At 67.3% G+C, this 20,211-nt stretch carries 15 protein-coding genes, 2 tRNA genes and 1 pseudogene; 16 read left to right on the top strand and 2 right to left on the bottom strand.

Features of this window, described 5'->3' with window-relative positions; genetic code table 11:
• The first annotated feature begins 76 nt into the window (after nt 1–76).
• The 5 genes from serA to ACIBTM_RS00465 all read left to right on the top strand — a co-directional run bounded on the left by serA (nt 77) and on the right by ACIBTM_RS00465 (nt 9,375).
• A complete protein-coding gene (serA, locus tag ACIBTM_RS00485) occupies nt 77–1,675 on the top strand; it encodes a phosphoglycerate dehydrogenase (protein WP_395874122.1) in 1,599 nt (532 codons plus the stop codon).
• Between the two features lie 307 nt (nt 1,676–1,982).
• A complete protein-coding gene (locus tag ACIBTM_RS00480; protein WP_395874120.1) occupies nt 1,983–5,387 on the top strand; it encodes a S8 family serine peptidase in 3,405 nt (1,134 codons plus the stop codon).
• Between the two features lie 236 nt (nt 5,388–5,623).
• Complete coding sequence (locus tag ACIBTM_RS00475; protein WP_007031599.1) at nt 5,624–6,667, top strand: 3-isopropylmalate dehydrogenase; 1,044 nt, start codon at nt 5,624–5,626, stop codon at nt 6,665–6,667.
• A 292-nt stretch (nt 6,668–6,959) separates the two neighbouring features.
• Nucleotides 6,960–8,585, top strand: a complete 1,626-nt coding sequence (cimA, locus tag ACIBTM_RS00470) for a citramalate synthase (RefSeq protein WP_395874118.1) — start codon at nt 6,960–6,962, stop codon at nt 8,583–8,585.
• A 19-nt stretch (nt 8,586–8,604) separates the two neighbouring features.
• On the top strand, nt 8,605–9,375 hold the full coding sequence (locus ACIBTM_RS00465; RefSeq protein ID WP_037341952.1) for a fumarylacetoacetate hydrolase family protein: 771 nt from the start codon (nt 8,605–8,607) through the stop codon (nt 9,373–9,375).
• Nucleotides 9,376–9,442: 67 nt separating this feature from the next.
• On the opposite strand, the gene ACIBTM_RS00460 is transcribed toward ACIBTM_RS00465, so the two are convergent.
• Nucleotides 9,443–10,681, bottom strand: a complete 1,239-nt coding sequence (locus ACIBTM_RS00460) for an FAD-dependent oxidoreductase (RefSeq protein WP_395874116.1) — start codon at nt 10,679–10,681, stop codon at nt 9,443–9,445.
• Between the two features lie 554 nt (nt 10,682–11,235).
• Between ACIBTM_RS00460 and ACIBTM_RS00455 the strand changes: the two genes are divergently transcribed.
• The 5 genes from ACIBTM_RS00455 to ACIBTM_RS00435 all read left to right on the top strand — a co-directional run bounded on the left by ACIBTM_RS00455 (nt 11,236) and on the right by ACIBTM_RS00435 (nt 12,878).
• The gene (locus ACIBTM_RS00455; RefSeq protein ID WP_395875758.1) at nt 11,236–11,970 is read left to right on the top strand and encodes an HAD family hydrolase; all 735 of its coding nucleotides are present in this window, start codon (nt 11,236–11,238) and stop codon (nt 11,968–11,970) included.
• A gap of 51 nt (nt 11,971–12,021) precedes the next feature.
• A tRNA-Gln gene (locus ACIBTM_RS00450) sits at nt 12,022–12,093 on the top strand.
• A gap of 128 nt (nt 12,094–12,221) precedes the next feature.
• Nucleotides 12,222–12,294: transfer RNA gene (locus tag ACIBTM_RS00445), tRNA-Glu, on the top strand.
• Nucleotides 12,270–12,566 (top strand): hypothetical protein, encoded by a 297-nt coding sequence (locus tag ACIBTM_RS00440; RefSeq protein ID WP_395874114.1) that lies wholly within the window; start codon nt 12,270–12,272, stop codon nt 12,564–12,566. Before ACIBTM_RS00445 ends, ACIBTM_RS00440 begins: the two co-directional genes overlap by 25 nt.
• Before the next feature lie 42 nt (nt 12,567–12,608).
• On the top strand, nt 12,609–12,878 hold the full coding sequence (locus ACIBTM_RS00435) for a hypothetical protein (RefSeq protein WP_395874112.1): 270 nt from the start codon (nt 12,609–12,611) through the stop codon (nt 12,876–12,878).
• Between the two features lie 246 nt (nt 12,879–13,124).
• Here ACIBTM_RS00435 and ACIBTM_RS00430 read toward each other — a convergent pair.
• A pseudogene (locus tag ACIBTM_RS00430) lies at nt 13,125–13,922 on the bottom strand (recombinase family protein); the annotation flags it as partial.
• Nucleotides 13,923–14,860: 938 nt separating this feature from the next.
• On the opposite strand from ACIBTM_RS00430, the gene ACIBTM_RS00425 reads away from it, so the two are divergent.
• From ACIBTM_RS00425 to ACIBTM_RS00400, 6 genes are all read left to right on the top strand, one after another.
• Nucleotides 14,861–15,694, top strand: a complete 834-nt coding sequence (locus tag ACIBTM_RS00425; protein WP_395874110.1) for a hypothetical protein — start codon at nt 14,861–14,863, stop codon at nt 15,692–15,694.
• Between the two features lie 64 nt (nt 15,695–15,758).
• The gene (locus ACIBTM_RS00420; protein ID WP_395874108.1) at nt 15,759–16,004 is read left to right on the top strand and encodes a hypothetical protein; all 246 of its coding nucleotides are present in this window, start codon (nt 15,759–15,761) and stop codon (nt 16,002–16,004) included.
• On the top strand, nt 16,004–16,897 hold the full coding sequence (locus tag ACIBTM_RS00415) for a hypothetical protein (RefSeq protein ID WP_395874106.1): 894 nt from the start codon (nt 16,004–16,006) through the stop codon (nt 16,895–16,897). Before ACIBTM_RS00420 ends, ACIBTM_RS00415 begins: the two co-directional genes overlap by 1 nt.
• An 8-nt stretch (nt 16,898–16,905) precedes the next feature.
• The gene (locus tag ACIBTM_RS00410; RefSeq protein WP_395874104.1) at nt 16,906–17,151 is read left to right on the top strand and encodes a hypothetical protein; all 246 of its coding nucleotides are present in this window, start codon (nt 16,906–16,908) and stop codon (nt 17,149–17,151) included.
• Nucleotides 17,152–17,231: 80 nt separating this feature from the next.
• Nucleotides 17,232–17,627, top strand: a complete 396-nt coding sequence (locus tag ACIBTM_RS00405) for a hypothetical protein (RefSeq protein ID WP_395874102.1) — start codon at nt 17,232–17,234, stop codon at nt 17,625–17,627.
• Nucleotides 17,627–20,191, top strand: a complete 2,565-nt coding sequence (locus tag ACIBTM_RS00400) for an ATP-binding protein (RefSeq protein ID WP_395874100.1) — start codon at nt 17,627–17,629, stop codon at nt 20,189–20,191. The genes ACIBTM_RS00405 and ACIBTM_RS00400 overlap by 1 nt, the downstream gene beginning before the upstream one ends.
• The last annotated feature ends 20 nt before the right edge of the window (nt 20,192–20,211 follow it).

Genomic DNA, 20,211 nt, shown 5'->3' with positions numbered 1-20,211 from the left:
TGCGGCGCAACCGGGCACAACGGCGTGACCGTCAACAGTGAGTCGCAGGCACAGACCAGATAGTGGGAGCCGTATCGTGACCAAGCCGAACAAGCCCGTCGTCCTCATCGCCGAGAAGCTCGCGCCGTCGGTGTTGAGCGTCTTCTCCGACGAGGTCGAGGTCCAGCATGTGGACGGCACGGACCGCCCCGCGCTGCTCGAAGCCGTGAAGACGGCGGACGCGCTGCTCGTGCGGTCCGCGACCAAGGTCGACGCCGAGGTCCTCGGCGCCACCACCTCGCTCAAGGTCGTCGCCCGCGCCGGCGTCGGGCTGGACAACGTCGAGGTCCCCGCCGCCACCGAACGCGGTGTGCTGGTGGTCAACGCGCCGACGTCGAACATCGTCTCCGCCGCCGAGCATGCCGTCGCGCTGCTGCTCGCCGTCGCCCGCCGGGTCCCGGCCGCGGACCAGAGCCTCCAGGGCGGCGCGTGGAAGCGCAGCGCCTACTCCGGCGTCGAGATCCAGGGCAAGACCATCGGCGTGGTCGGCCTCGGCAAGATCGGCCAGCTGTTCGCGCAGCGGCTCGCCGCCTTCGACACCAAGATCATCGCGTACGACCCCTACGTTTCGGCCGCCCGCGCCGCGCAGCTCGGCATCGAGCTGGTCACGCTGGACGAGCTGCTGGAGCGCGCCGACGCGATCTCCATCCACCTGCCGAAGACCCCGGAGACCAAGGGCCTCATCGGCGCCGAGGCGCTCAAGAAGACCAAGCAGGGCGTCATCATCGTCAACGCCGCGCGCGGTGGCCTGATCGACGAGCAGGCGCTGGCGGACGCGGTGAGTTCCGGTCACGTCGGCGGTGCCGGTATCGACGTGTTCGTCACCGAGCCCACCACCGAGAGCCCGCTGTTCGGCCTGCCGAACGTCGTCGTCACCCCGCACCTGGGCGCCTCGACCGCCGAGGCGCAGGACCGGGCTGGCACCGACGTCGCGAAGTCCGTGCTGCTCGCGCTGCGCGGCGACTTCGTGCCGGACGCGGTGAACGTCGCGGGTGGCGGCACGGTCGGCGAGCACGTCCGGCCGTACCTTTCGCTCACCCAGAAGCTCGGGACCGTGCTGACCGCGCTGAACCCGAAGGCCCCGGCCTCGATCACCGTCGTCGTCAAGGGCGAACTGTCCACCGAGGACGTCAGCGTGCTGCCGCTCGCGGCCGAGCGCGGCGTGTTCTCCGGCGTCGTCGAGGACCAGGTCACCTTCGTGAACGCGCCGCGCGTGGCCGAAGAGCTGGGAGTCCAGGTCGAGCTGGTCACCGAGACCGAAAGCCCCAAGTTCCGCAGCCTGGTCACCGTCCGCGCGGTGCACGCCGACGGCACGACCCTTTCGGTGTCCGGTTCGGTCACCGGCAAGGACGAGGTCGAGAAGCTCGTCGAGGTCAACGGCCGTCACTTCGACCTGCGCGCCGAGGGCAACGTGCTGCTGCTCGAATACCCGGACCGCCCGGGCATCATGGGCCGCGTCGGCACGCTGCTCGGCGAGGCGGGCCTCAACATCGAGGCCGCGCAGATCAGCCAGACCACCGACGGCGCGGACGCGGTGATGCTGCTGCGCGTGGACCGTTCCGTCGACTCGCACCTGCTGGAGCCGATCGGCGCCACCGTCGGCGCGCACACGATCCGCGCGGTCAACTTCGGCTGACCTCCAAGTACATGAAGGCCCCCTTCCTTGCGCCTAGGTACAGGAAGGGGGCCTTCATGTACTTCTTCGCAATTAGTCGACTAACTGCGGTTGTTGTGTGTGCGGGGTTCGCGAGAACGAAGAGCAAGATTCAATAACGGTGAAAAATGCCTACTGAAGTCGGGCTGGTCCCCGGATAGGTTCTTCCGGCGAGGCCGAACCATCGCGCCGTCAAGGGCACGGCGCGGCGCCGGGGCTCACCGTCGGGGGTGTGTTTTCGAGCGGTAGGCAGGTTCCGAGTCCAGGCCTCGAGTGAGGGCACGTACTCATGAACAGATCCCGCGTACCCCGATGGGCCATCCGCTCATCGGCCGCGGTCTTCGCCGCGTTGCTCGCGACGTCCGTGACCGGGGCGACCGCGGCCGCGCAGGATGTCCCCCTCGCGGACGGTGTCACGCCGGCGAAGATCGACCGTAACGGTTTCCAGGGGAAGGTCGAGCCGAAGCTCAAGGCCGCCCAAGGGCAGATCACCGCCTTTGTCGAGCTGGCCAAGCAGCCCGCCGTCGACGCCTTCAACGCCGAGCAGAACAAGGGTGCAGGCAAGGAGAAGGCGAAGAAGGCGGCGAAGGACGCCAAGGCGGCCGCAGCCGCGACGGTGAACTCCGTCGTCGGTCAGCTCAAGGCCGCCGACGCCGGCACCCAGCTGGTCACCCAGACCGCCAACGCGGTCGCCGGCGCGGTCGTCACGGCCGACGCGGCGAAGATCCGCGAGCTGGCGAAGCGGCCGGACGTCGTCTCGGTCAAGAAGGTGGTCCCCAAGACCCGCACCAACTCCAGCGCGGTCCAGCTGACCAACACGCTCGCCTCCTGGCAGCAGACCGGCCGCTACGGCGACGGCATCCGCGTCGGCGTGATCGACGACGGCATCGACTACACCCACGCCACCTTCGGCGGTCCGGGCACGGCCGAGGCCTACAACGCGATCAACCGCGACCAGGCCACCCCGGCCTTCCCGACCGACAAGGTCGTCGGCGGTATCGACCTGGTCGGCGACGCCTACGACTCGGGCAGCAACGACCCGGCTCTCAAGACCCCCAAGCCGGACCCCAACCCGATCTCGTGCGGCCACCACGGCACGCACGTCGCGGGCACGGTCGCCGGATTCGGCGTCGACGAAGCGGGCAAGACCTTCACGGGCGACTACAAGAAGCTCACCAAGAAGAAGATCGAAGCGATGCAGATCGGCCCGGGCACCGCGCCCAAGGCCCTGCTGTACGCGATCAAGGTCTTCGGCTGCGACGGCTCGACCAACGTCACCTCGCAGGCGCTCGACTGGTCGCTCGACCCGGACGGCGACGGCGACTTCACCGACCACCTCGACGTGGTCAACCTGTCGCTGGGCGGCGACTTCGCCACCCCGGACGACCCGGACTCCCTGTTCGTGCGCAAGATCGCCGCGAACAACGTCGTCCCGGTGTTCTCCGCGGGCAACGGCGGCGACCTCAACGACGTCGGCGGCGCGCCGGGCAACACGCCCGAGGCGCTGACCGTCGCCAGCAGCCGTGACGCGTCCGTCCTCCGCGACGCCGTCGAAGCCGTCGCTCCCGACGGTGTCAAGGGCGCGAAGACCGGTCAGTTCAGCCAGAACTACGCGACCTACGAGACGCTCGACGTCACCGCGCCGGTGGTCACGCTGTCGGCGGCCAACGCCGCCGGCTGCAAGCCTTACTCCGAGGCCGACAAGGCCAAGGCCGCGGGCAAGATCGTGTTCCTCGAATGGGACGACAACGACGCGACCCGCGCCTGCGGTTCGGGCGCCCGGTCGAACAACGCGCAGGCGGCCGGTGCCAAGGGCGCGCTGTTCTCCTCGACGCTGGAGCACTTCTCGGCGGGCATCGCGGGCAACGCCGCCCTGCCGACGTTCCAGCTGACCGGCAGCGCGACCGCGTCGGTCCGCCCGGCGGTGACCGCGGGCACGCTGCAGGTTCGCATGACCGGCAAGGGCCGTGTGTCCGTGCCGACCTTCGATCAGTCCATTGTGGACACCCCGAGTTCGTTCACCTCGCGTGGCGGGCGCGGCCCGGCCGTCAAGCCGGACGTCGCGGCGCCCGGTGACTCGATCTCGTCGGCGTTGTCCGGTAGTGGAGCGGGCCGCCTGGTCATCTCCGGGACGTCGATGGCGGCTCCGCACACCTCGGGTATCACCGCCCTGATCCGTCAGGCGCACCCGGACTGGTCGGTCGAGGAGGTCAAGGCCTCGGTCATCAACACCGCCGGCCACGACATCCACGACGCGTCGGGCCGGGTCTACGGTCCGCAGCGCGTCGGCAGCGGCCGGATCGACGCGAAGGCCGCGCTGGACAACCAGGTCCTGGCCTACGTCGTCGACAACCCCGGCTTCGTCTCGGTCAACTTCGGCGTCGTCGAAGCGGGCGGCCCGGTCACCCTGACCAAGACGGTCAAGGTGGTCAACAAGGGCATCAAGCCGGTCGAGTACTCGGTGGGCTACGAAGCCGTGAACTCGCTCCCCGGTGTCGAGTACACAGTGGACAAGCCGACGGTGAAGCTGAGCCCGCGCGGTATCGCGCTGGTGAAGGTGACCCTGAAGATCGCCGACCCCAAGGCGCTCCGCAAGGTCATGGACCCGACCATGGCGGCCACGCAGGTCGGCCTCGCCCGGCAGTTCGTGGCGGACGCCTCCGGCCGGATCGCGTTCACCCCGAAGAGCGGCACGACCGTTCCGCTGCGGCTCTCGGTGTACTCCGCGCCGAAGCCCGTCTCGTCCATCAACACCCCGGGCAACGTCAACTTCGGGGCCGGCCAGAACCAGGCCGTGCTGAACCTGACCGGCAAGGGCGTGGACCAGGGCTCCGGTTCGCAGCGGTATCGCTCGCTGATCAGCGTGCTCGAGCTGCAGGCGGAATCCCCGCAGCTGCCCGAGTGCGACGGCGACGTCACCACCGACTGCACGCTGAACCAGACCGCCAAGGGCGCCGACCTGCGCTACATCGGCGCGGCGTCGACCGCTCCGCTGGCCAAGGCGCAGGGTGAGCCGGAGAACGCGTTGCTGGCCTTCGGTCTCACCACCTGGAGCGACCTGGCCAACCTGGGCAGCAACACCTCGCCGTTCGTGGACATCGACACCACGGGCGACGGGACTCCCGACTTCGAAACCTATGTGACCAAGGTGACGTCGACCGACGTCCTCGTGGCGGTCACCGTGGCGCTGAAGCCGGGCTTCCCGCAGGTGGACATCCAGCCGATCAACGGCCAGCTCGGCGACGTCGACACGAACGTGTACGACACCAACGTCGTCGTGCTGCCGGTGAGCATCGCCGCGCTGGGCATCGACCCGAACGCCGCGTCGCACAAGATCAGCTACACGGTCGGGACCTCCGGGTTCTACGCGGCGCCGGGTGCGGACTCGTCGACGATCGACTACGTCGGCACGCCGCTTTCGTTCGACGCCTTGGCTCCCGCGTACTCGGTCCAGGGCGGCGGCGACTCCGCGCTGGGCTACGTCGCGAAGCCGGGCACGGCGCTGGTGGTCAACCGCAACGCGGCCGCGCAGGACACCGTGCTGGGCCTGCTGGCGATCGAGCACCACAACGCCTCGGGCAACCGGGCGAACGTGGTGAAGATCCGGACGAACGCCGGTGGCGGCGATTCGGGCGTCGACCGGCCGGGCAACGGCGGACGGCACACCGGACGTCAGCCGATCGGTGTGGGCTGACGCGATCGTGCGATAACCCGCGTTCGATGAGGTGAGGGACGCCCTGGCGGCACGCTTCGCGCCAGGGCGTCCCTTCTTGTTTTCACTCTTTCGGCTGTCTCGCTCTGTGGGAGGTTCCGGCATAAGGGTGGTGCGGCTACGGCTACCGGGCTACGGCCGGTAACCTTCCGCTGCTGGCGTTTTCTTGCGGATGGGCCATCCGGACTGCCGGTGGCCTGGTCTACGGAGGTGTGTGGATGCGGCTCGCGGTGATCCCAGGAGACGGGATCGGGCCCGAAGTGGTCTCCGAGGCGCTCAAGGTGCTCGGTGAGGTCGTACCGACGGCGGAGATCACGAACTACGACCTCGGCGCCGCCCGGTGGCACTCCACCGGCGAGCTGCTCCCGGAGTCGGTACTCGGTGAACTCCGTCAGCACGATGCGATCCTGCTGGGCGCGGTGGGCGACCCGACGGTGCCGAGCGGCATCCTGGAGCGTGGCCTGTTGCTGCGGCTCCGGTTCGAGCTCGACCACCACGTGAACCTGCGCCCCGCCCGGTTGTACCCGGGTGTGCGCGGACCGCTCGCCGAGGCGGGCGAGATCGACATGGTCGTCGTGCGTGAAGGCACCGAAGGCCCGTACGCGGGCAACGGTGGTCTGCTGCGCAAGGACACCGAGAACGAGATCGCGACGGAGGTCAGCGTCAACACGGCGTTCGGCGTCCGGCGCGTGGTGACCGACGCGTTCAACCGGGCCGAGGCGCGGCCCCGCAAGCACCTGACGCTCCTGCACAAGACGAACGTGCTGGAGTACGCGGGCTCGCTGTGGTCGCGGATCGTCGAAGAGGTCTCGCTGGAGCACCCGGAGGTGACCGTCGCCTACTCCCATGTGGACGCCGCGACCATCCACCTGGTGACCGACCCGTCCCGGTTCGACGTCGTGGTGACGGACAACCTGTTCGGCGACATCATCACCGACCTGGCGGCGGCCGTCACCGGCGGCATCGGGCTGGCGGCGAGCGGGAACCTCGACATCACCCGGCGGAACCCGAGCATGTTCGAGCCGGTGCACGGCAGCGCGCCGGATATCGCGGGCCAGGGGCTCGCCGACCCGACCGCCGCGGTGCTGTCGGTCTCGCTGCTGCTGGACCACTTGGGACAGAAGGAAGCGGCGCGGCGGATCGAGGCCTCGGTGGCCTTCGACCTCGCGACCCGCGACCAGGCGTCGCCCGGTGCGACGCACGCGATCGGTGACCGGCTGGCGGCCCTGGTGTCGTCGAACGTGCGCCCGGTCACTCAGTAGCCCCCTGAGCTGCGCGCCATGAACGGTCCGTTCCTTGCAAATTTCGCAAGGAACGGACCGTTCATTGCATTCGGGGCACCCGCGGGCTCCCAGGAAGTGGGAAGTCTCGCCCGGCTTGTGGACGCCCGGCGGACCGTGTGCCATGATGCGTCCGTGACCTCCTGCACCATCATTATCGCCGAGCGCGCCGGATAACAGCTCCACAAGAGCCCCCGGCGCGCAACCTCTCGCACCCATGCGGGAGGTTTTTTTGTTGCCTGAACACGTTCTACCGCCACACGAGGAGATTCCCGTGACCCGCAAGGAGCCCGCCGATACGCCACTCGGCGACGCCTTCCACCTGTACGACACGACGTTGCGCGACGGCGCGCAGCGCGAGGGGATCTCCTACTCCGTCACGGACAAACTGGCGGTGGCGAGGCTGCTCGACGATCTCGGGGTCGGGTTCATCGAAGGCGGATGGCCGGGCGCGCTGCCCAAGGACACGGAATTCTTCGCCCGCGCCGCTTCGGGCGAGCTGAAACTGCGCCACGCCGCGCTCGTCGCCTTCGGCGCGACGCGGAAGGCCGGTGCCAAGGCCGAGCAGGACCAGCAGGTGCGGGCACTGCTCGATTCCCAGGCACCGGTGATCACGCTCGTGGCCAAATCGGATCTGCGGCACGTCGAACGCGCGCTGCGGGTCGACGTCGACGAAGCGTGCGAGATGGTGCGTGACACCGTCGCGTTCCTCGTCGGCGAAGGACGTCGCGTCTTCCTTGACGCGGAACACTTTTTCGACGGCTACGCGTTCTCCCCGGACACCGCCTTGAAGGTGCTCGACGCGGGGATGAACGCGGGCGCCGACGTCGCCGTGCTGTGCGACACCAATGGCGGCCAGCTGCCGCTCGGCCTCGCGGAAACCGTCCGCGAGGTCAAGGAAAGGACCGGATTCCGGCTCGGAATCCATTGTCAGGACGACACTTCCTGCGCGGTGGCGAACTCCGTCGCCGCCGTGCAGGCCGGCGTGACGCACGTCCAGTGCACCGCCAATGGTTACGGCGAACGGGCGGGTAACGCCGATCTGTTCGCCGTGACAGGGAACTTGGTGACCAAGCTCGGCATGGCGGTCCTCCCGACCGGAGGCGCCGCCGAGCTCACCCGGGTCTCCCATGCCCTTGCCGAAATCGCGAACATCGCCCCCTACACCCACCAGGCGTACGTAGGGGCGTCGGCCTTCGCCCACAAGGCGGGACTGCACGCGAGCGCGATCAAGGTGGATCCGTTGCTGTACAACCACATCGATCCAGCTTCTGTCGGCAATGACATGCGGGTACTGGTCACCGAGATGGCCGGCAGGGCCAGCCTGGAGCTCAAGGGACGTGAGCTCGGGGTCGACCTTGCCGGCCAGCCCGAGGCGCTGACGAGCGCCGTGAAGAAGGTGAAGCGCCTCGAATCCGAAGGCTGGTCCTTCGAAGCCGCGGACGCTTCGCTGGAACTGCTGCTGCGGCGGGAGGTCGACGGCCCGCAGAGCGACGTCCTCGACGAACCGCCCTTCGAACTCGAGTCGTACCGGGTCGTCCTGGACCACCGGTCCGACGGCGAGGTCGTCTCCGAGGCGACGGTGAAGGTGCACGTCGCGGGGCAGCGCGTGATCGCGACCGCCGAGGGGAACGGCCCCGTGCACGCGCTCGACGCCGCCCTGCGCGAGGCGCTCAGCCCGCATCTGTCCTGGTTGGACAGTGTGGAGCTGGCCGACTACAAGGTGCGGATCCTGCCCGGCCATCCGGGCACCGACGCCGTCACCCGCGTGCTCGTCGAGACCAGCGACGGCGAGCGCGAGTGGACCACCGTCGGCGTGCACGGCAACATCGTCGAGGCGAGCTGGCTGGCGCTGTGCGACGCGCTCGTGCACAAGTCCCTCAGCGAGGGCCCGGCGTGAGGAGTCGTACAGTGGGGGAGTGCGTCTAGCCCGAATTGCTCATCCCGGTGGTGTCGCGTTCGCTTCGATCGAAGGGGACGGCGACGACGCCCAGGTACTGGAAATCGCCGAGCACCCCTTCGGCAACCCCAACTTCACCGGCAAGCGCTGGCCGCTCGCCGACGTCCGGCTGCTCGCGCCGATCCTGCCGTCGAAGGTGATCGCGGTCGGCCGGAACTACGCCAAGCACGCGGCCGAGTTCGGCAACGAGGTCCCGCAGGACCCGATGCTGTTCATCAAGCCGTCGACCACGGTGATCGGGCCGAACGTGCCGATCCGCCGTCCGCGCGGCGTCGGCCGCGTCGACTTCGAGGGCGAACTGGCGATCGTCATCGGCCAGCCGGTCAAGAACGTGCCCGCCGCCCGCGCGGCGAGCGCGATCCTCGGCTACACCGTGGCGAACGACGTCAGCGCGCGTGACCTGCAGAAGTCCGACGGCCAATGGGGCAGGGCGAAGGGTTTCGACACCTTCTGCCCGCTGGGCCCGTGGATCGAGACCTCGCTCGACGCGGCCGATCTCGCGCTCAAGTCCGAGGTGGACGGTGTGCTCAAACAGGACGGCCGGACGTCGGACCTGGTGCACAAGATCCCCGAGCTGGTCGAGTTCGTGTCCGGGGTGATGACCCTGCTGCCCGGCGACGTCATCCTGACCGGCACGCCCGAGGGCGTCGGCCCGATCGAGGACGGCCAGTCGGTCTCGATCACCATCGAAGGCATCGGCACCCTGACCAACCCGGTTCAGGACATCTAGCGCGCTATGAACGGTCCGTTCCTTGCAAAATTTGCAAGGAACGGACCGTTCATAGCGTTCGGGGCACTCAACCGCCGGCCGGTTCCATCGCCCGCCGCGCGAAGGCCGGGGCGTGCTCGGGCCGCAGCCCCAGGCCCAGCAGCCGCGCGGGGATGTAGGACAGCACGGGAAACCGGCCGAACAGCTTCACCATCGGCGCGGGCGGGCCGTTGCGCTTGCCCGCCATCACCGGCCCCATGACGTTCTTGTGCAGCATCCGCTGCAGCCCCTGCACCAGCATCGTGGGCGCGAGACGGCGCTTGCGGACCTTCGCCAGGTCCGCCACCGACGGCCTGCCCCGGCGCAGCGGTTCGGCGAGCAGGGTGGCGGCCGCGACCGCGTCCTGCACCGCGAGGTTGATCCCGACCCCGCCGACCGGCGACATCGCGTGCGCCGCGTCACCGATGCACAGCAGCCCATCGAGATGCCACTTCCGCAGCAGGTTCATCTTGACGTCGAGGAACTTGACGTCGTCCGTCGTCTTCAGCTCGTCCAAGCGGTCGGCCAGCTCGGGCAGGATCGCGGCCACGTTCTCCCGGAACGCTTCGATGCCCTGGTCGCGCAGGTCCTGGCCCTTGGGGCTGAGGTACGCGATCTGGAAGTAGCCCTTGCGGGGCAGCGGCACGGCGAAGCGGCGATCCCGCATCTTCGGGGTCAGCATGCCCTCGCGTTCGCCGTCCCGCCGCGAGAGCCGGAACCACCACGCGTCGAACGGGATGGCGTAGTCCTTCGTCGTCAGCCCTGCCTCGCGACGGGCCAGCGACCAGCGGCCGTCGGCGGCGATCACCAGGTCGGCGCGCAGTTCGCCGGTCTTCCCGTCGGCGTCGCGGTAGCGGACCCCGCTCACCCGGCCCTGTTCCAGGATCAGCCCGGTCATTTCGGTGCTCTGCCGCAGCGTGAACGTGGGCTCCTTCGCGCCGGCGTCGGCGAGCAGGTCCAGGAAGTCCCACTGCGGAACCATGGCGATGTACGGGTGCGCCACCTTCAGCCTGGTCAGGTCGGCGAGGCGCATCATCGTGCCGTCTTCGGCGGGAAAGCCGGCGTAGGCGATCTCGCTGTGCGGCAGGCTGAGGAATTTGTCGCCGAGGCCCAGCTCGTCGAGCAACGTCAACGTCGACGGGTGCACGGTGTCGCCCCGGAAGTCCCTCAGGAAGTCCTTGTGCTTCTCCAGCACGGTGACCTCGACCCCGGCCCTGGCCAGCAGCAATCCGGCGACCATCCCCGCGGGGCCACCGCCGACGACCACGCAGTTCGTACGTTCGTTCATCCGTCCCACCCCTTCGAACCCTTATTCATCACTTGTTGAATAAGCTCAGGATGCACCCCTTCGACGGGCACGTCAAGCGCCATCCGGGCGGATACGCTGTTCGGGGGTATGGCCCAGGTCTCACCGGACCGTGTGATCCGGCGGGCGATCGAGACGAGTGTCCAAAAAGGACTTGAGGGGTACGCGACAGTCCCGGAAGGACGGCGATCGCGGAAATGCCCATGTGGACGGTCTCGCGACTCAAGCAGCGCAAGGATTTCGTTGTCATCACACGGTGTACGCGCCGCGAATCGGACGAGGCGCCGCGTATCGACATTTCACCCGCCCGCCAGCGTTAGCCGTTGTCCGGTAACTAAAAAACGTCATCTCACCAACTGGGAGTAGAGTGCCCGCGCCGGAACAGAGCAGCCTTAATCACCTCATCGGCAGAGTCGCGATCGCGCTGAGTGCCCTAGCCTCACTTGGTGGATTTCGCTCTCGTGCCCCGGACCTCGTCACGAACCACGCCGGACGCTCCGGAGGGAGCCCCGTGGGAGCCCCCGGAGTTGCGGTTGGTGTGCCTCGACATCGATGACACGCTGATCGACTGCACGGCGGCGATCCGCCTCAGCCTGCGCGCCCTCACCGGTCAGAACGACCTTTGGCCGCTGTGGGATCTCATCACCGAAGAGCATGTCGCGCTGGTGGTCGCGGGCGAAATCGATTACGCGACCATGCATTACAAGCGTACCGAATGCTTCCTCGCCGAGATCGGCATTTTGGCCGACGAAGACCAGGTCAGAGGCTTCGAAAGACGACGCCGTGAAATTCTCACCCGTTCGTGGCAATTGTTTGAAGATGTCCTACCGTGTCTGGAATGGCTGCGGGCCGCCGGTGTTCTCGTCGCGGCGGTCACGAACGCCTCGGGCGCGCATCAGCGGAAGAAGATCGCCGACCTCGGGCTCACCCGGTTCTTCGACCACGTGGCCATCGCCGGTGAACTCGGAGTAGCCAAACCCGACCCGGCGATGTTCCACTCGGTCTGCCTCGGCCTCGGCTGCGACCCGGCGCAGGCCGTCCACGTCGGCGACAAACTCGACACCGACGCCATCGGCGCACGCGACGCCGGTCTGGGAGCCGTCTGGCTCGACCGGGACGACATCGCCGAGCGCGCCCCCGCGGGCGTGCACACCATCTCGGGCCTCGACGAGCTGCCTGAGCTGCTCGTTTCCGAGTTCGCGAAGCTCGGCGTCCCTGCTCAGCGCGCTACCGAGACCCCCGCTTTCACGGTGCGGAACGGCGTGCTCTAGTATTCTTTCTCGTGCGGCACCGAGCCGGTCAAGATCGGAACGGTACCTCACTGGGGTATGGTGTAATTGGCAGCACGACTGGTTCTGGTCCAGTTAGTCTAGGTTCGAGTCCTGGTACCCCAGCTGGAGAACTCTCCGGAGTGAACACAGAGTGACCCCCCTGCGAAGGCGGGAAACCCGGTCTGGTAAGTTTCTCCACAGCAACACAGCAGGTGAACAACTGAAAATCTCCTCCTGGAGGAGAGATCCTAGCCCCCGTCGTCTAGCGGCCTAGGACGCCGGCCTCTCACGCCGGTAGCGTGGGTTCGAATCCCATCGGGGGTACGCGCAGCTTCCACCCAAAAAGTCTCGACCGTGGCGGTCGGGATTTTTTGCATTTTGGTGGAGCTCATCACGTCGTTGATCCTTTCTGCGGCTACAGCGGTGTCCGGTACCTGTTCGACCGGCAGTTTGATGGTAATCGTCACCTGGTCACCCGCGCCATGGACCTTCACGGTGAGCCGGGTGATTTCGAAGAGTTGACGAAGCAGTGCCTGAGGCGCCTTGGCCAGATTGAGCTGGAGATGCGGGAGCCCTTCGAGGCGGTCCAGGTCTGATGAGGTGGGCTTCGCCGGCTGGATTTCGTCCTCGGCGTCGAGATGAGCGAGCGCGGCCAGTGCCGCGGACTTGTCTTCTTCCAGGTTGTTGTAGTTCTGCCGGAGCGCCTTCGTGAACGGGTCGTCCAGTGCGCCGTCCTGAGCTTGGCGCAGAACCGAGTCTTGCCGACGGGCCACATCTGCCAGTTGGCGTTGAAGGCGTTCACGTTCTGCTCGGCGCTCCTGAGCAGCACTGTCGTCCACAGTGGCCAGATCGGCTTCGATGATGCCTCTCCTGGCTGGACTGAAGAGCCGGTCGGCGTAGAAAGCTGAAACGGCTTCGAGTAGTTCGTCCTCGCGGAGCCGGATGGCTGCCGGAAGTCCGGCGTGAGGTCCGGAGTCACCGCGGTTGTTCTTGCCCGGCCAACACAGGTAGTAGAAGAGCCGGTTGTGTTTTGTGTCACCGGCCATGCGTCGTCCGCAGCTATGGAAGACCATTCCGCGAAAGAGGTAGGTGCGCTCTGCCTTGGGGTTGGCGTTCGGCTGGGCGTCCGCGCGCGACCCTCGCCGAGCTTCGAGGCGGCTGGTGAGTTCGTCGAACATCCACTTCGCTATCAAGGGCTCGTGGACCGGCTTCGGTGACCACACCCACTTGAACGGCTCGTTGACCTTGCCTCGCTTGGACGTGGTGGCGCGTCGGTTGAAGACTTGATAGCCCGTGTACTTGGGGTTCTGTAGAACCCCGGCTACGGAGCTCTTGCTCCAGGCGCCGCGGGTGCGAGACTTGCTCGGCGCGGTTGGCGGCGGGTAGCGCTCGCGGTCGGCATTGAGACGGTCCGCGATGGTGTTGTAGCCGAGACCTTCGTGGTATCGCCACAGAGCGATCTGGGTCACGGTCTCGGCGCGTATGCCGTCCGGTTCGAGACGAGACTTGGTCTTGCCCTTCTCCGCTTTCGCCGGGCTCGGGTGGGGGACGACCTTGGCCTTGTAGCCGTACGGCGGCTTGCCGATGTTCCAGCCGTCTCGCACGTGCGTGCACAGTCCGCCCCACGACTGTTCGAGGGTGTTGAGGACCTCGTACTCGGCGATGGACTGATTGATGCGGCGCTGGAGGACGCGCTGAGCGCGGCTGCCGGAGAGGGTGATCGGTTCGTTCGACGCGAACAGCGGGACGTCCGCGCGCTCAAGTTCCCGCTCGACCGACAGCCCCTCGAAGGCTCTGCGTGCCACGCGGCTGATGCCCTCGCAGATCACTACGTCGAACGTTCGTGTGCGGTTCGGCGCCTGGTTGAGCAAGTCCGCGATTCCGCCTGCGCGCGGGACAGGGATGTCGAAGCGGTCGTAGTCCGCCCCGTGCCCCCGGTCCCCGAGCTCCATGCGGCCGGACTCGACGTCGTAGAAGTGCGCGACGATGACCCACGACTCCGGGATCGCCGACTTGCAGTTGGCCAGCTGGCGCAGCATCGATTGGCGTGGGTCTTGCAGGTCTTCTGTGGACGTTCGTCCCAGGAACGCGACGCGTACTTCGTCGCGGAGCAAGGCACCGGGCATGCCCAAGGGAGAGACAGCGTAGTCCGAGAGTCCGGATGGGCCGGAAACGTAGCGTCCCGGCACTGGAGGAGCTACGCCCTCTTGCTCGAAGGTCGTCATGTCAATTCGTCCTCGGGGTCGCCGGGCCGGGTTGATGCACGGCCCAGAGGAGCAGCTCACCGATCACAGCGTTGAGCCGCCGGTGGAGACGATCGCCACTGGTTCCAGAAACCGTTGTGACGTAAGCATAATATCGGCGATCGCCGGATTTGAGTGCTTGATCGTAGCACCAAACCGGTTGCTCGGACGACGCTTCGAACGGCTCGCGCGGTGCCGGAAGGTCACAGTTGTCGGCACTGTCCATGTCGTACCCGCCCCAGTTCTGCTGAGACATGCTCGGCTGCCGGCGAGACACGTCGCACGAAGGCGACGAATCCAACGATCTCGACAGAGACATGTTCTTGGGCGCTCGGTTCGATTCAGTGCAGATATAGCGCGTCGTCCGGGGGCGTGGTCTCGGGTTCGTGACGGAGCGACCGAGACCGGGCGCGACCTGGGTCTCGACGCCGAGAGGAGCGCCGAGACCTGCCTGGACTTCGTCTCGGAGACTTGATCAGGTCTCGATTAGAAGGCCGGTGGCCCCCGGTCAGTTTCGGGCAGCGGATACCCCGATCGGGTGGTGATCGACTTGCCCCACGACCGGGGCAAGCATCTGGGCCAGGAAGTGGGCGAGGGGTGGTTTCGAGCCTCATGGCGATGTTGTCGCCACTCGAAGGGCCACCACGATGTCCGCCACCTCCAGCCCGCTCACCGCGCTTCAACGTCAGCTCGCTCACCCGAGGTCGGTCTTGCGGTTCGACGCCGCTCTACACTCCTGGGCAGCGCAAGACCCCGCGCTGGAAGGCGCCAGTACTCACGAGCGGCTTTCGGAAGTTCTCGCCAACCGTGATTACGCACGCCACGACGACGTTCTTTACGCCCTGTTGCAGCGGGCCGCGCTTGCGGGTGAAGTGGGGGCCGTCGCTGGGGAAGTCGTGCTGAACGCCATGTTGCCCGCGGTGCCCGGCATCGCCGGCCGGGTTATCCGGGCGAGCCGGGCAGCGATCGGCACCTTCGGAGCCCGCCGCGGTGTCACGGGAGCGGGGGTCTCGGCGAACGAGGCGAGCGCCGACGTTCAGGCCGCGGTCATCGGGCACCTATGGGAGCAGATTCGCTGCTACCCGCTTCGACGACGGCACCACGTCGCGGCCAACCTGGTCTTCGACACCCAAAGGGCCGCCCTCCGTGCACTTGGTGTCGACATCACGCAGGCCGCTGCTGAGGTCGTGACCATGGAAGGCGTCGCGGTCCACCAACAGCCGGCTGAGAAGGACGCGTCGGAAGAATTGCTGGAGCTGCTGTCGTGGGCGGTTGAGCAGCGATGGCTCGACGAACAGGAAGCGGCGATCTTGACCGCTCGGTACTTCGGAGAGCAGATGGGCCGGGACGGAGTCGCAACCGACCGCCAGCTCGGGACGCTTTTCGGCGTGAGTCAGCCGACGGCGACGCGGAGGCGGAATCGAGCGCTGGACGCGTTGGCTGAGGCTGGTCGTGAGTGGCAGTGCTCCGGCTTGGGGTGAATCAAAGGTCGGTGGGCTGGGCGTGTCTTGAGCACCGCAAACCGCCAGACCTCAGGGAGCTTCCGTGACCGGACCCCGTGCCGACCTCGCCCCCGGCGAACTGCTCATCGCCCACGCTCGCGTTCGAGCGAGGGACCTCGGGCGGCGACTCGAATCGACGATGGTCGATCGGCAGTTGTACGACGAGCTCCGGCGGTTCCTTGATGATGTCGGATTTCCGGCCTGCGACACCCTCGACGCGCTCGCCGGTTCTGACGATCGAGAGCTGCGCAAACGCCTGCATCAGGTGCTGGGAATCGAGGCGCCGTGATGAAGCGGGTGATCCCCGATGCTCAACTGGAGTCCGTTGCCCACACCGCGGCTCGGCGGATCGGCAGGGTGCTGGGCTGGTGCGTGATCGTCGCGAGCCCGCTGGCCGTGATCGTGGGCCTGATGGTGCTGCGTCCGAGCGCACCGGCTGAACCACCGCAGTCTGTGCAGCTGCTCGACGCCAGCGAGCCGCAGGGCTGGGCGGAGATGTACGTCCGGTCGTGGCTCTCGGCCAACCGTGAGGATTCCGCTGGGTTGGAGACCTTCTACCCCGCGGGGATGAAGTCCACTCGTGCGGTCGGCACGCAGATCCCAGTCGACACCAGCACGTTGTCGGTCGTGTCGCCGCGACCGGGCGCGTGGTCGGTGATCGTCGCGGCCAACATCTTGGTCCAGCAACCCGACGGCAAGCACCGAGCGAGGCTGGCCTGTGCCAACGCCAGTCTCGTCGGAAGTGCCGAAGGCTATGTCGCAGCGTCGCTTCCGGCGCCGGTGGCGTGCCCGCGCACGCTCGCCGCAGTTGATCTCGACTACCCGGAGACCGCGGAACTGAACGGGCCGATCGGTCAATCCGTGCACGGCTTTTTGATCGCCTACCTGGCCGGTCGAGGGGAGCTGAACCGCTACATCGCGCCGGGGACGAGCATCGGCGCGATCGTTCCACCGCCGTACGCCGAGGTCCAGCTGCTGGAGCTGCGTACGCACGAGCGTTTCGAGCCCGGCCAGGCGGCCCGGCCGCTGGATGGGACCGATGTTCACGCGACCGCTCGGGCCTGGGGATATGACGCCCTTGGGCAGGTCACCACGATCGACTACGCCCTCACCCTCGTCGCGCGGGCGGACCGCTGGGAAGTCAGCCGAATAGACCCCGCTCCGCTTCTGGCCGGAGAATAGGAGAAGAGATGGCGACCAGCATGCTCGCAGCCGACGTCAAGACCTGGATCGACACCAACCTCGCCTGGGGAGACCAGGCCGTTCGTCGCCTGATCCTGCTGGCGGCCGTCGTGGGTGGCATCGGCCTACTGATTGGGACACGGGGCAATTTCACCCGCTCGATCAAATACGGCGTGATCGCCGCGATCTTCCTCGGCATTCTGCTCAATCTCGACGGTGTGTCGGGCATGTTCGGCGCCTGGTTCACCAAATGACCGCGCAGCGCCCTCGCAGTGATGTCCTGATTGGACGGTCGTACACGCGGTCGCGCCGGTTTCCACGCATGTTCGGGCGGATGCCCGGCCAGGACGGTGGATACCTACCTGGCGGCCCGTACACGCTCACCCAGGGCGTGGTCTTCCTCGTCCTTCTGCTGGTGGTGTGGAAGCTGCCGCTCCTAGACTGGCTCGGTCCAGCGCGCTGGGGCGTGCCGCTGTTCGCGATCGCGGTCCGTCGCGCGCGGATCGAGTCGCGGACGCCGGCTAGCTGGCTGATCGGTCTCGTAGTGCACCTGCTCGCACCGTCTTCGGGAACGCTGGCAGGCCGGCCCTACCGGCCAGAGCGGCCGGTGATCTGCACGCCGAAGTTCCACCTGCACGGCGAGAACGCGGCTGTGGACAAGGCTCAACAGCCTGTGGATAGCGCCGGGCCGAAGTCGTCACTGCAGCGGCTGCTCGCCGGAGCCCGGTGATGGACAGCCAGATCCAGGACATCAGCGGCAACCTGTTGTTTTGCTCGGACGGGTCGGTCTGGGCGGTGTGGCGGGCATACCCGCGCGAAAGCGCTCGCTCGACGGGAAAGCAGCTGCACGAGCTCTACAACCGCACCGTCACGTTCATGAAGTCCCTGCGCGGCGAGGTGATGCTGGCGTCGCTGTGTGAACAGGTCCAGCCTCACGCGATCATCCGGCGCTGTCTCGGCGGTATCGACCTCGACGAGAATCCGCGCTGGGCGGAAACGGTGCATAACGCCTGGGATCAGCTCGACGACCTCGACGTGCTCGGTCGCAGCTATTGGATCGCCAAACCGCTCGCCGGCAGCGGCTGGCGTGACGGAGGCCGCGCGCTGCTGCGAGCCGCGGGAGCGGCACTGAGCGCGGGCCTCGGTCTCCCGCCGCGGCCCGTGTCGCTTCAAGCTGTCGTTGAGGCTCAGGACCTGGCGCGCGTCGTCGAGCACGAGCTCGGTGGCGCGATTCCGCTTCGCCCGGCGACCGAAGCCGAATTGCTGTGGTGGTTGAGCCGTGCGCCGGTCCGGGGCGTTCGCGAACCTCAGCTCGAGCGCTCGTCGACCGTGCACAACACTGGTGCGACCTTGGCACGTGGCCGAAGCCGTGCTCGGCTGGTGACGTTGCGCGGGACCGTGTTCGACGAAGGTGGTCGCAGCGACGAGAGCAAGCGCCTGGGAAACCCGCTGCAGGTCTTGAACAAGCGGTTCCTCAAGTGCGTCACCCCGGACGACGAGGGACTGATCGAGAGCTACCAGGCCTATCTCGTGCTCGCGGAGATGCCCCGCGCGTTTACCTTCCCCGGGCACGAGATCTTGTCGCGACTGGCGAACATCGGCTTCGGAGTCGACTACGCGCTGCGCATCGCGGCGAAGACGAACGACGAGGCTCGCGCGGCCAACCGGCGCCGTACCCGCGACCTGATGAGCCAGGACGATGAACACGGCGGAGACACCGCGGGCGTACCGGCCGACGTTCACTCTGCCCAGGAGGAGATCCAGCACAAGAACGCCCGACTCGGCGCGAGCACGACCGAAATCGAACTCGAGGTCGGCGTCGTCGCCTGCGTATGGGGTGACACCGCCGACGAGTGCGACGCACGAGCCAAAACGTTGCGGCAGATGTTCTTGGGCGGCGAGTACAAGTGGGAGAGGCCGCTCGGTGGACAGAAGCAGCTCTATCAGGCACTGCTTCCTGGCTATCGGACGCCGCTCGTCGTGCGGGAATGCAGCCAGAACCTCCTCGCCAGCGACTGCGCGATGCTGCTCCCGATGTCGTCCGCCGAGTTCGGCGATCCCGGTGGCGCCTTGTTCGGCATGGTGCTGGACGGTGGCGCGATCACGCCGTTCCTGCTCGATCCGACCTACGGCCCTACCCACGACTCGTCCGGAGGCGTCGCGGTGATCGGGGAACTCGGCTCCGGCAAATCGGTCGTGCTGAAGAACCTTGCAGCAGTCGTCCGGTTGATGCTCGATGGTCGCGTGATCGCCGTCGACCGCACACGGAGCCGCGAATGGGAACCGGTCGCGAAAGCACTCCCAGGCAACTGTCAGGTAGTCGACATCATCGATCCCACGCTCGACAGCGAACGTGCTGCGAACACCGAGCTCCGACACTCCTGCGACCCACTTAGGGTCTTCCGCGGCAAGACCAAGTCCAGCACCGGCATCGCCGAGACCTTCTTCGCTTCCTGGCTGGACTTGGAATCCAACTCGGCCGAACGCGACGCGCTCGGCCGAGCCCTCGATCAGGTCAGCGGCTCACCGACCGCGTCCAGCAACGCCCTCATCGACGTCCTCGCTGACCTCGGCGCTGCGGATCCCGCGTCTCGAGGCCTCGCCGACCGACTGCGGCGCCTTCGCCGTGATCCGATCACCCGGCCGATCTTCGATCCCGACCTTGAGCCCGTCGACGTGCTCGCCGCCGACATGGTGGTCTTCTGCACCAACGAAATCCCGCTCCCGAACACCCTGGAGATGAGCAACGAACGCATGGCCGCCCGCATCCCGCCGAGGAAGCTCTTCGGCCGCGCCTTCCACCTCCTGATCGCCGCGATCGCGAAAGAGATCTGCTTCGGAACCCAGCGATGGGGCCAATTCATCTGCGACGAGGCATACAACGTCACCGGCACCCCCGAGGGGCAGCAGATCGCCCTGGAGTTCGTCCGAGATGGGCGCAAGCACGGCGCCGACGCTGCCTTCGGCTCGCACTCCGAAAGCGACCTCGGCGACGAAGTCCTTCGCGGCCTGATCGCCGTCCGGATGCTCGGCCGCCACCGCGACAGCGGTCTCGCCCGACACGGTCTTGCGTGGCTCGGCGTCGACCCCACCGACAGTCGCTACCAGGAGATCGTCACGAAAGACCTCTCACCGCTCAACCCTGCGGGTGGGGAACAAGAACGCCGAGCGCGCGCCGGGGAGTTCCTGGTCCGCGACCACGCCGGCCGGGTCGGCAAGGTCAAGATCTTGACCCAGCCCTACAGGGCACTGCCTCAAGCCGTTCTCACCACGCCAACGGTCCGTCGCCCCTGAATCAAAACCCGTTGATACGC

The organism is Amycolatopsis sp. NPDC049868, assembly GCF_044461365.1.
Classification (GTDB): domain Bacteria; phylum Actinomycetota; class Actinomycetes; order Mycobacteriales; family Pseudonocardiaceae; genus Amycolatopsis.
The sequence above is the reverse complement of the archived record's forward strand: the minus strand, read 5'-3'. Positions and strand labels throughout refer to the sequence as shown.

Coding starts and splice junctions, on each gene's coding strand:
- ACIBTM_RS00480 (WP_395874120.1), top strand. CDS start 1,983: ATGAACAGATCCCGCGTACCCCGATGGGCCATCCGCTCATCGGCCGCG.
- ACIBTM_RS00475 (WP_007031599.1), top strand. CDS start 5,624: ATGCGGCTCGCGGTGATCCCAGGAGACGGGATCGGGCCCGAAGTGGTC.
- ACIBTM_RS00460 (WP_395874116.1), bottom strand. CDS start 10,681: ATGAACGAACGTACGAACTGCGTGGTCGTCGGCGGTGGCCCCGCGGGG.
- ACIBTM_RS00435 (WP_395874112.1), top strand. CDS start 12,609: ATGAGCGAGCGCGGCCAGTGCCGCGGACTTGTCTTCTTCCAGGTTGTT.
- ACIBTM_RS00425 (WP_395874110.1), top strand. CDS start 14,861: ATGTCCGCCACCTCCAGCCCGCTCACCGCGCTTCAACGTCAGCTCGCT.
- ACIBTM_RS00415 (WP_395874106.1), top strand. CDS start 16,004: ATGAAGCGGGTGATCCCCGATGCTCAACTGGAGTCCGTTGCCCACACC.
- ACIBTM_RS00410 (WP_395874104.1), top strand. CDS start 16,906: ATGGCGACCAGCATGCTCGCAGCCGACGTCAAGACCTGGATCGACACC.
- ACIBTM_RS00405 (WP_395874102.1), top strand. CDS start 17,232: ATGCCCGGCCAGGACGGTGGATACCTACCTGGCGGCCCGTACACGCTC.
- ACIBTM_RS00400 (WP_395874100.1), top strand. CDS start 17,627: ATGGACAGCCAGATCCAGGACATCAGCGGCAACCTGTTGTTTTGCTCG.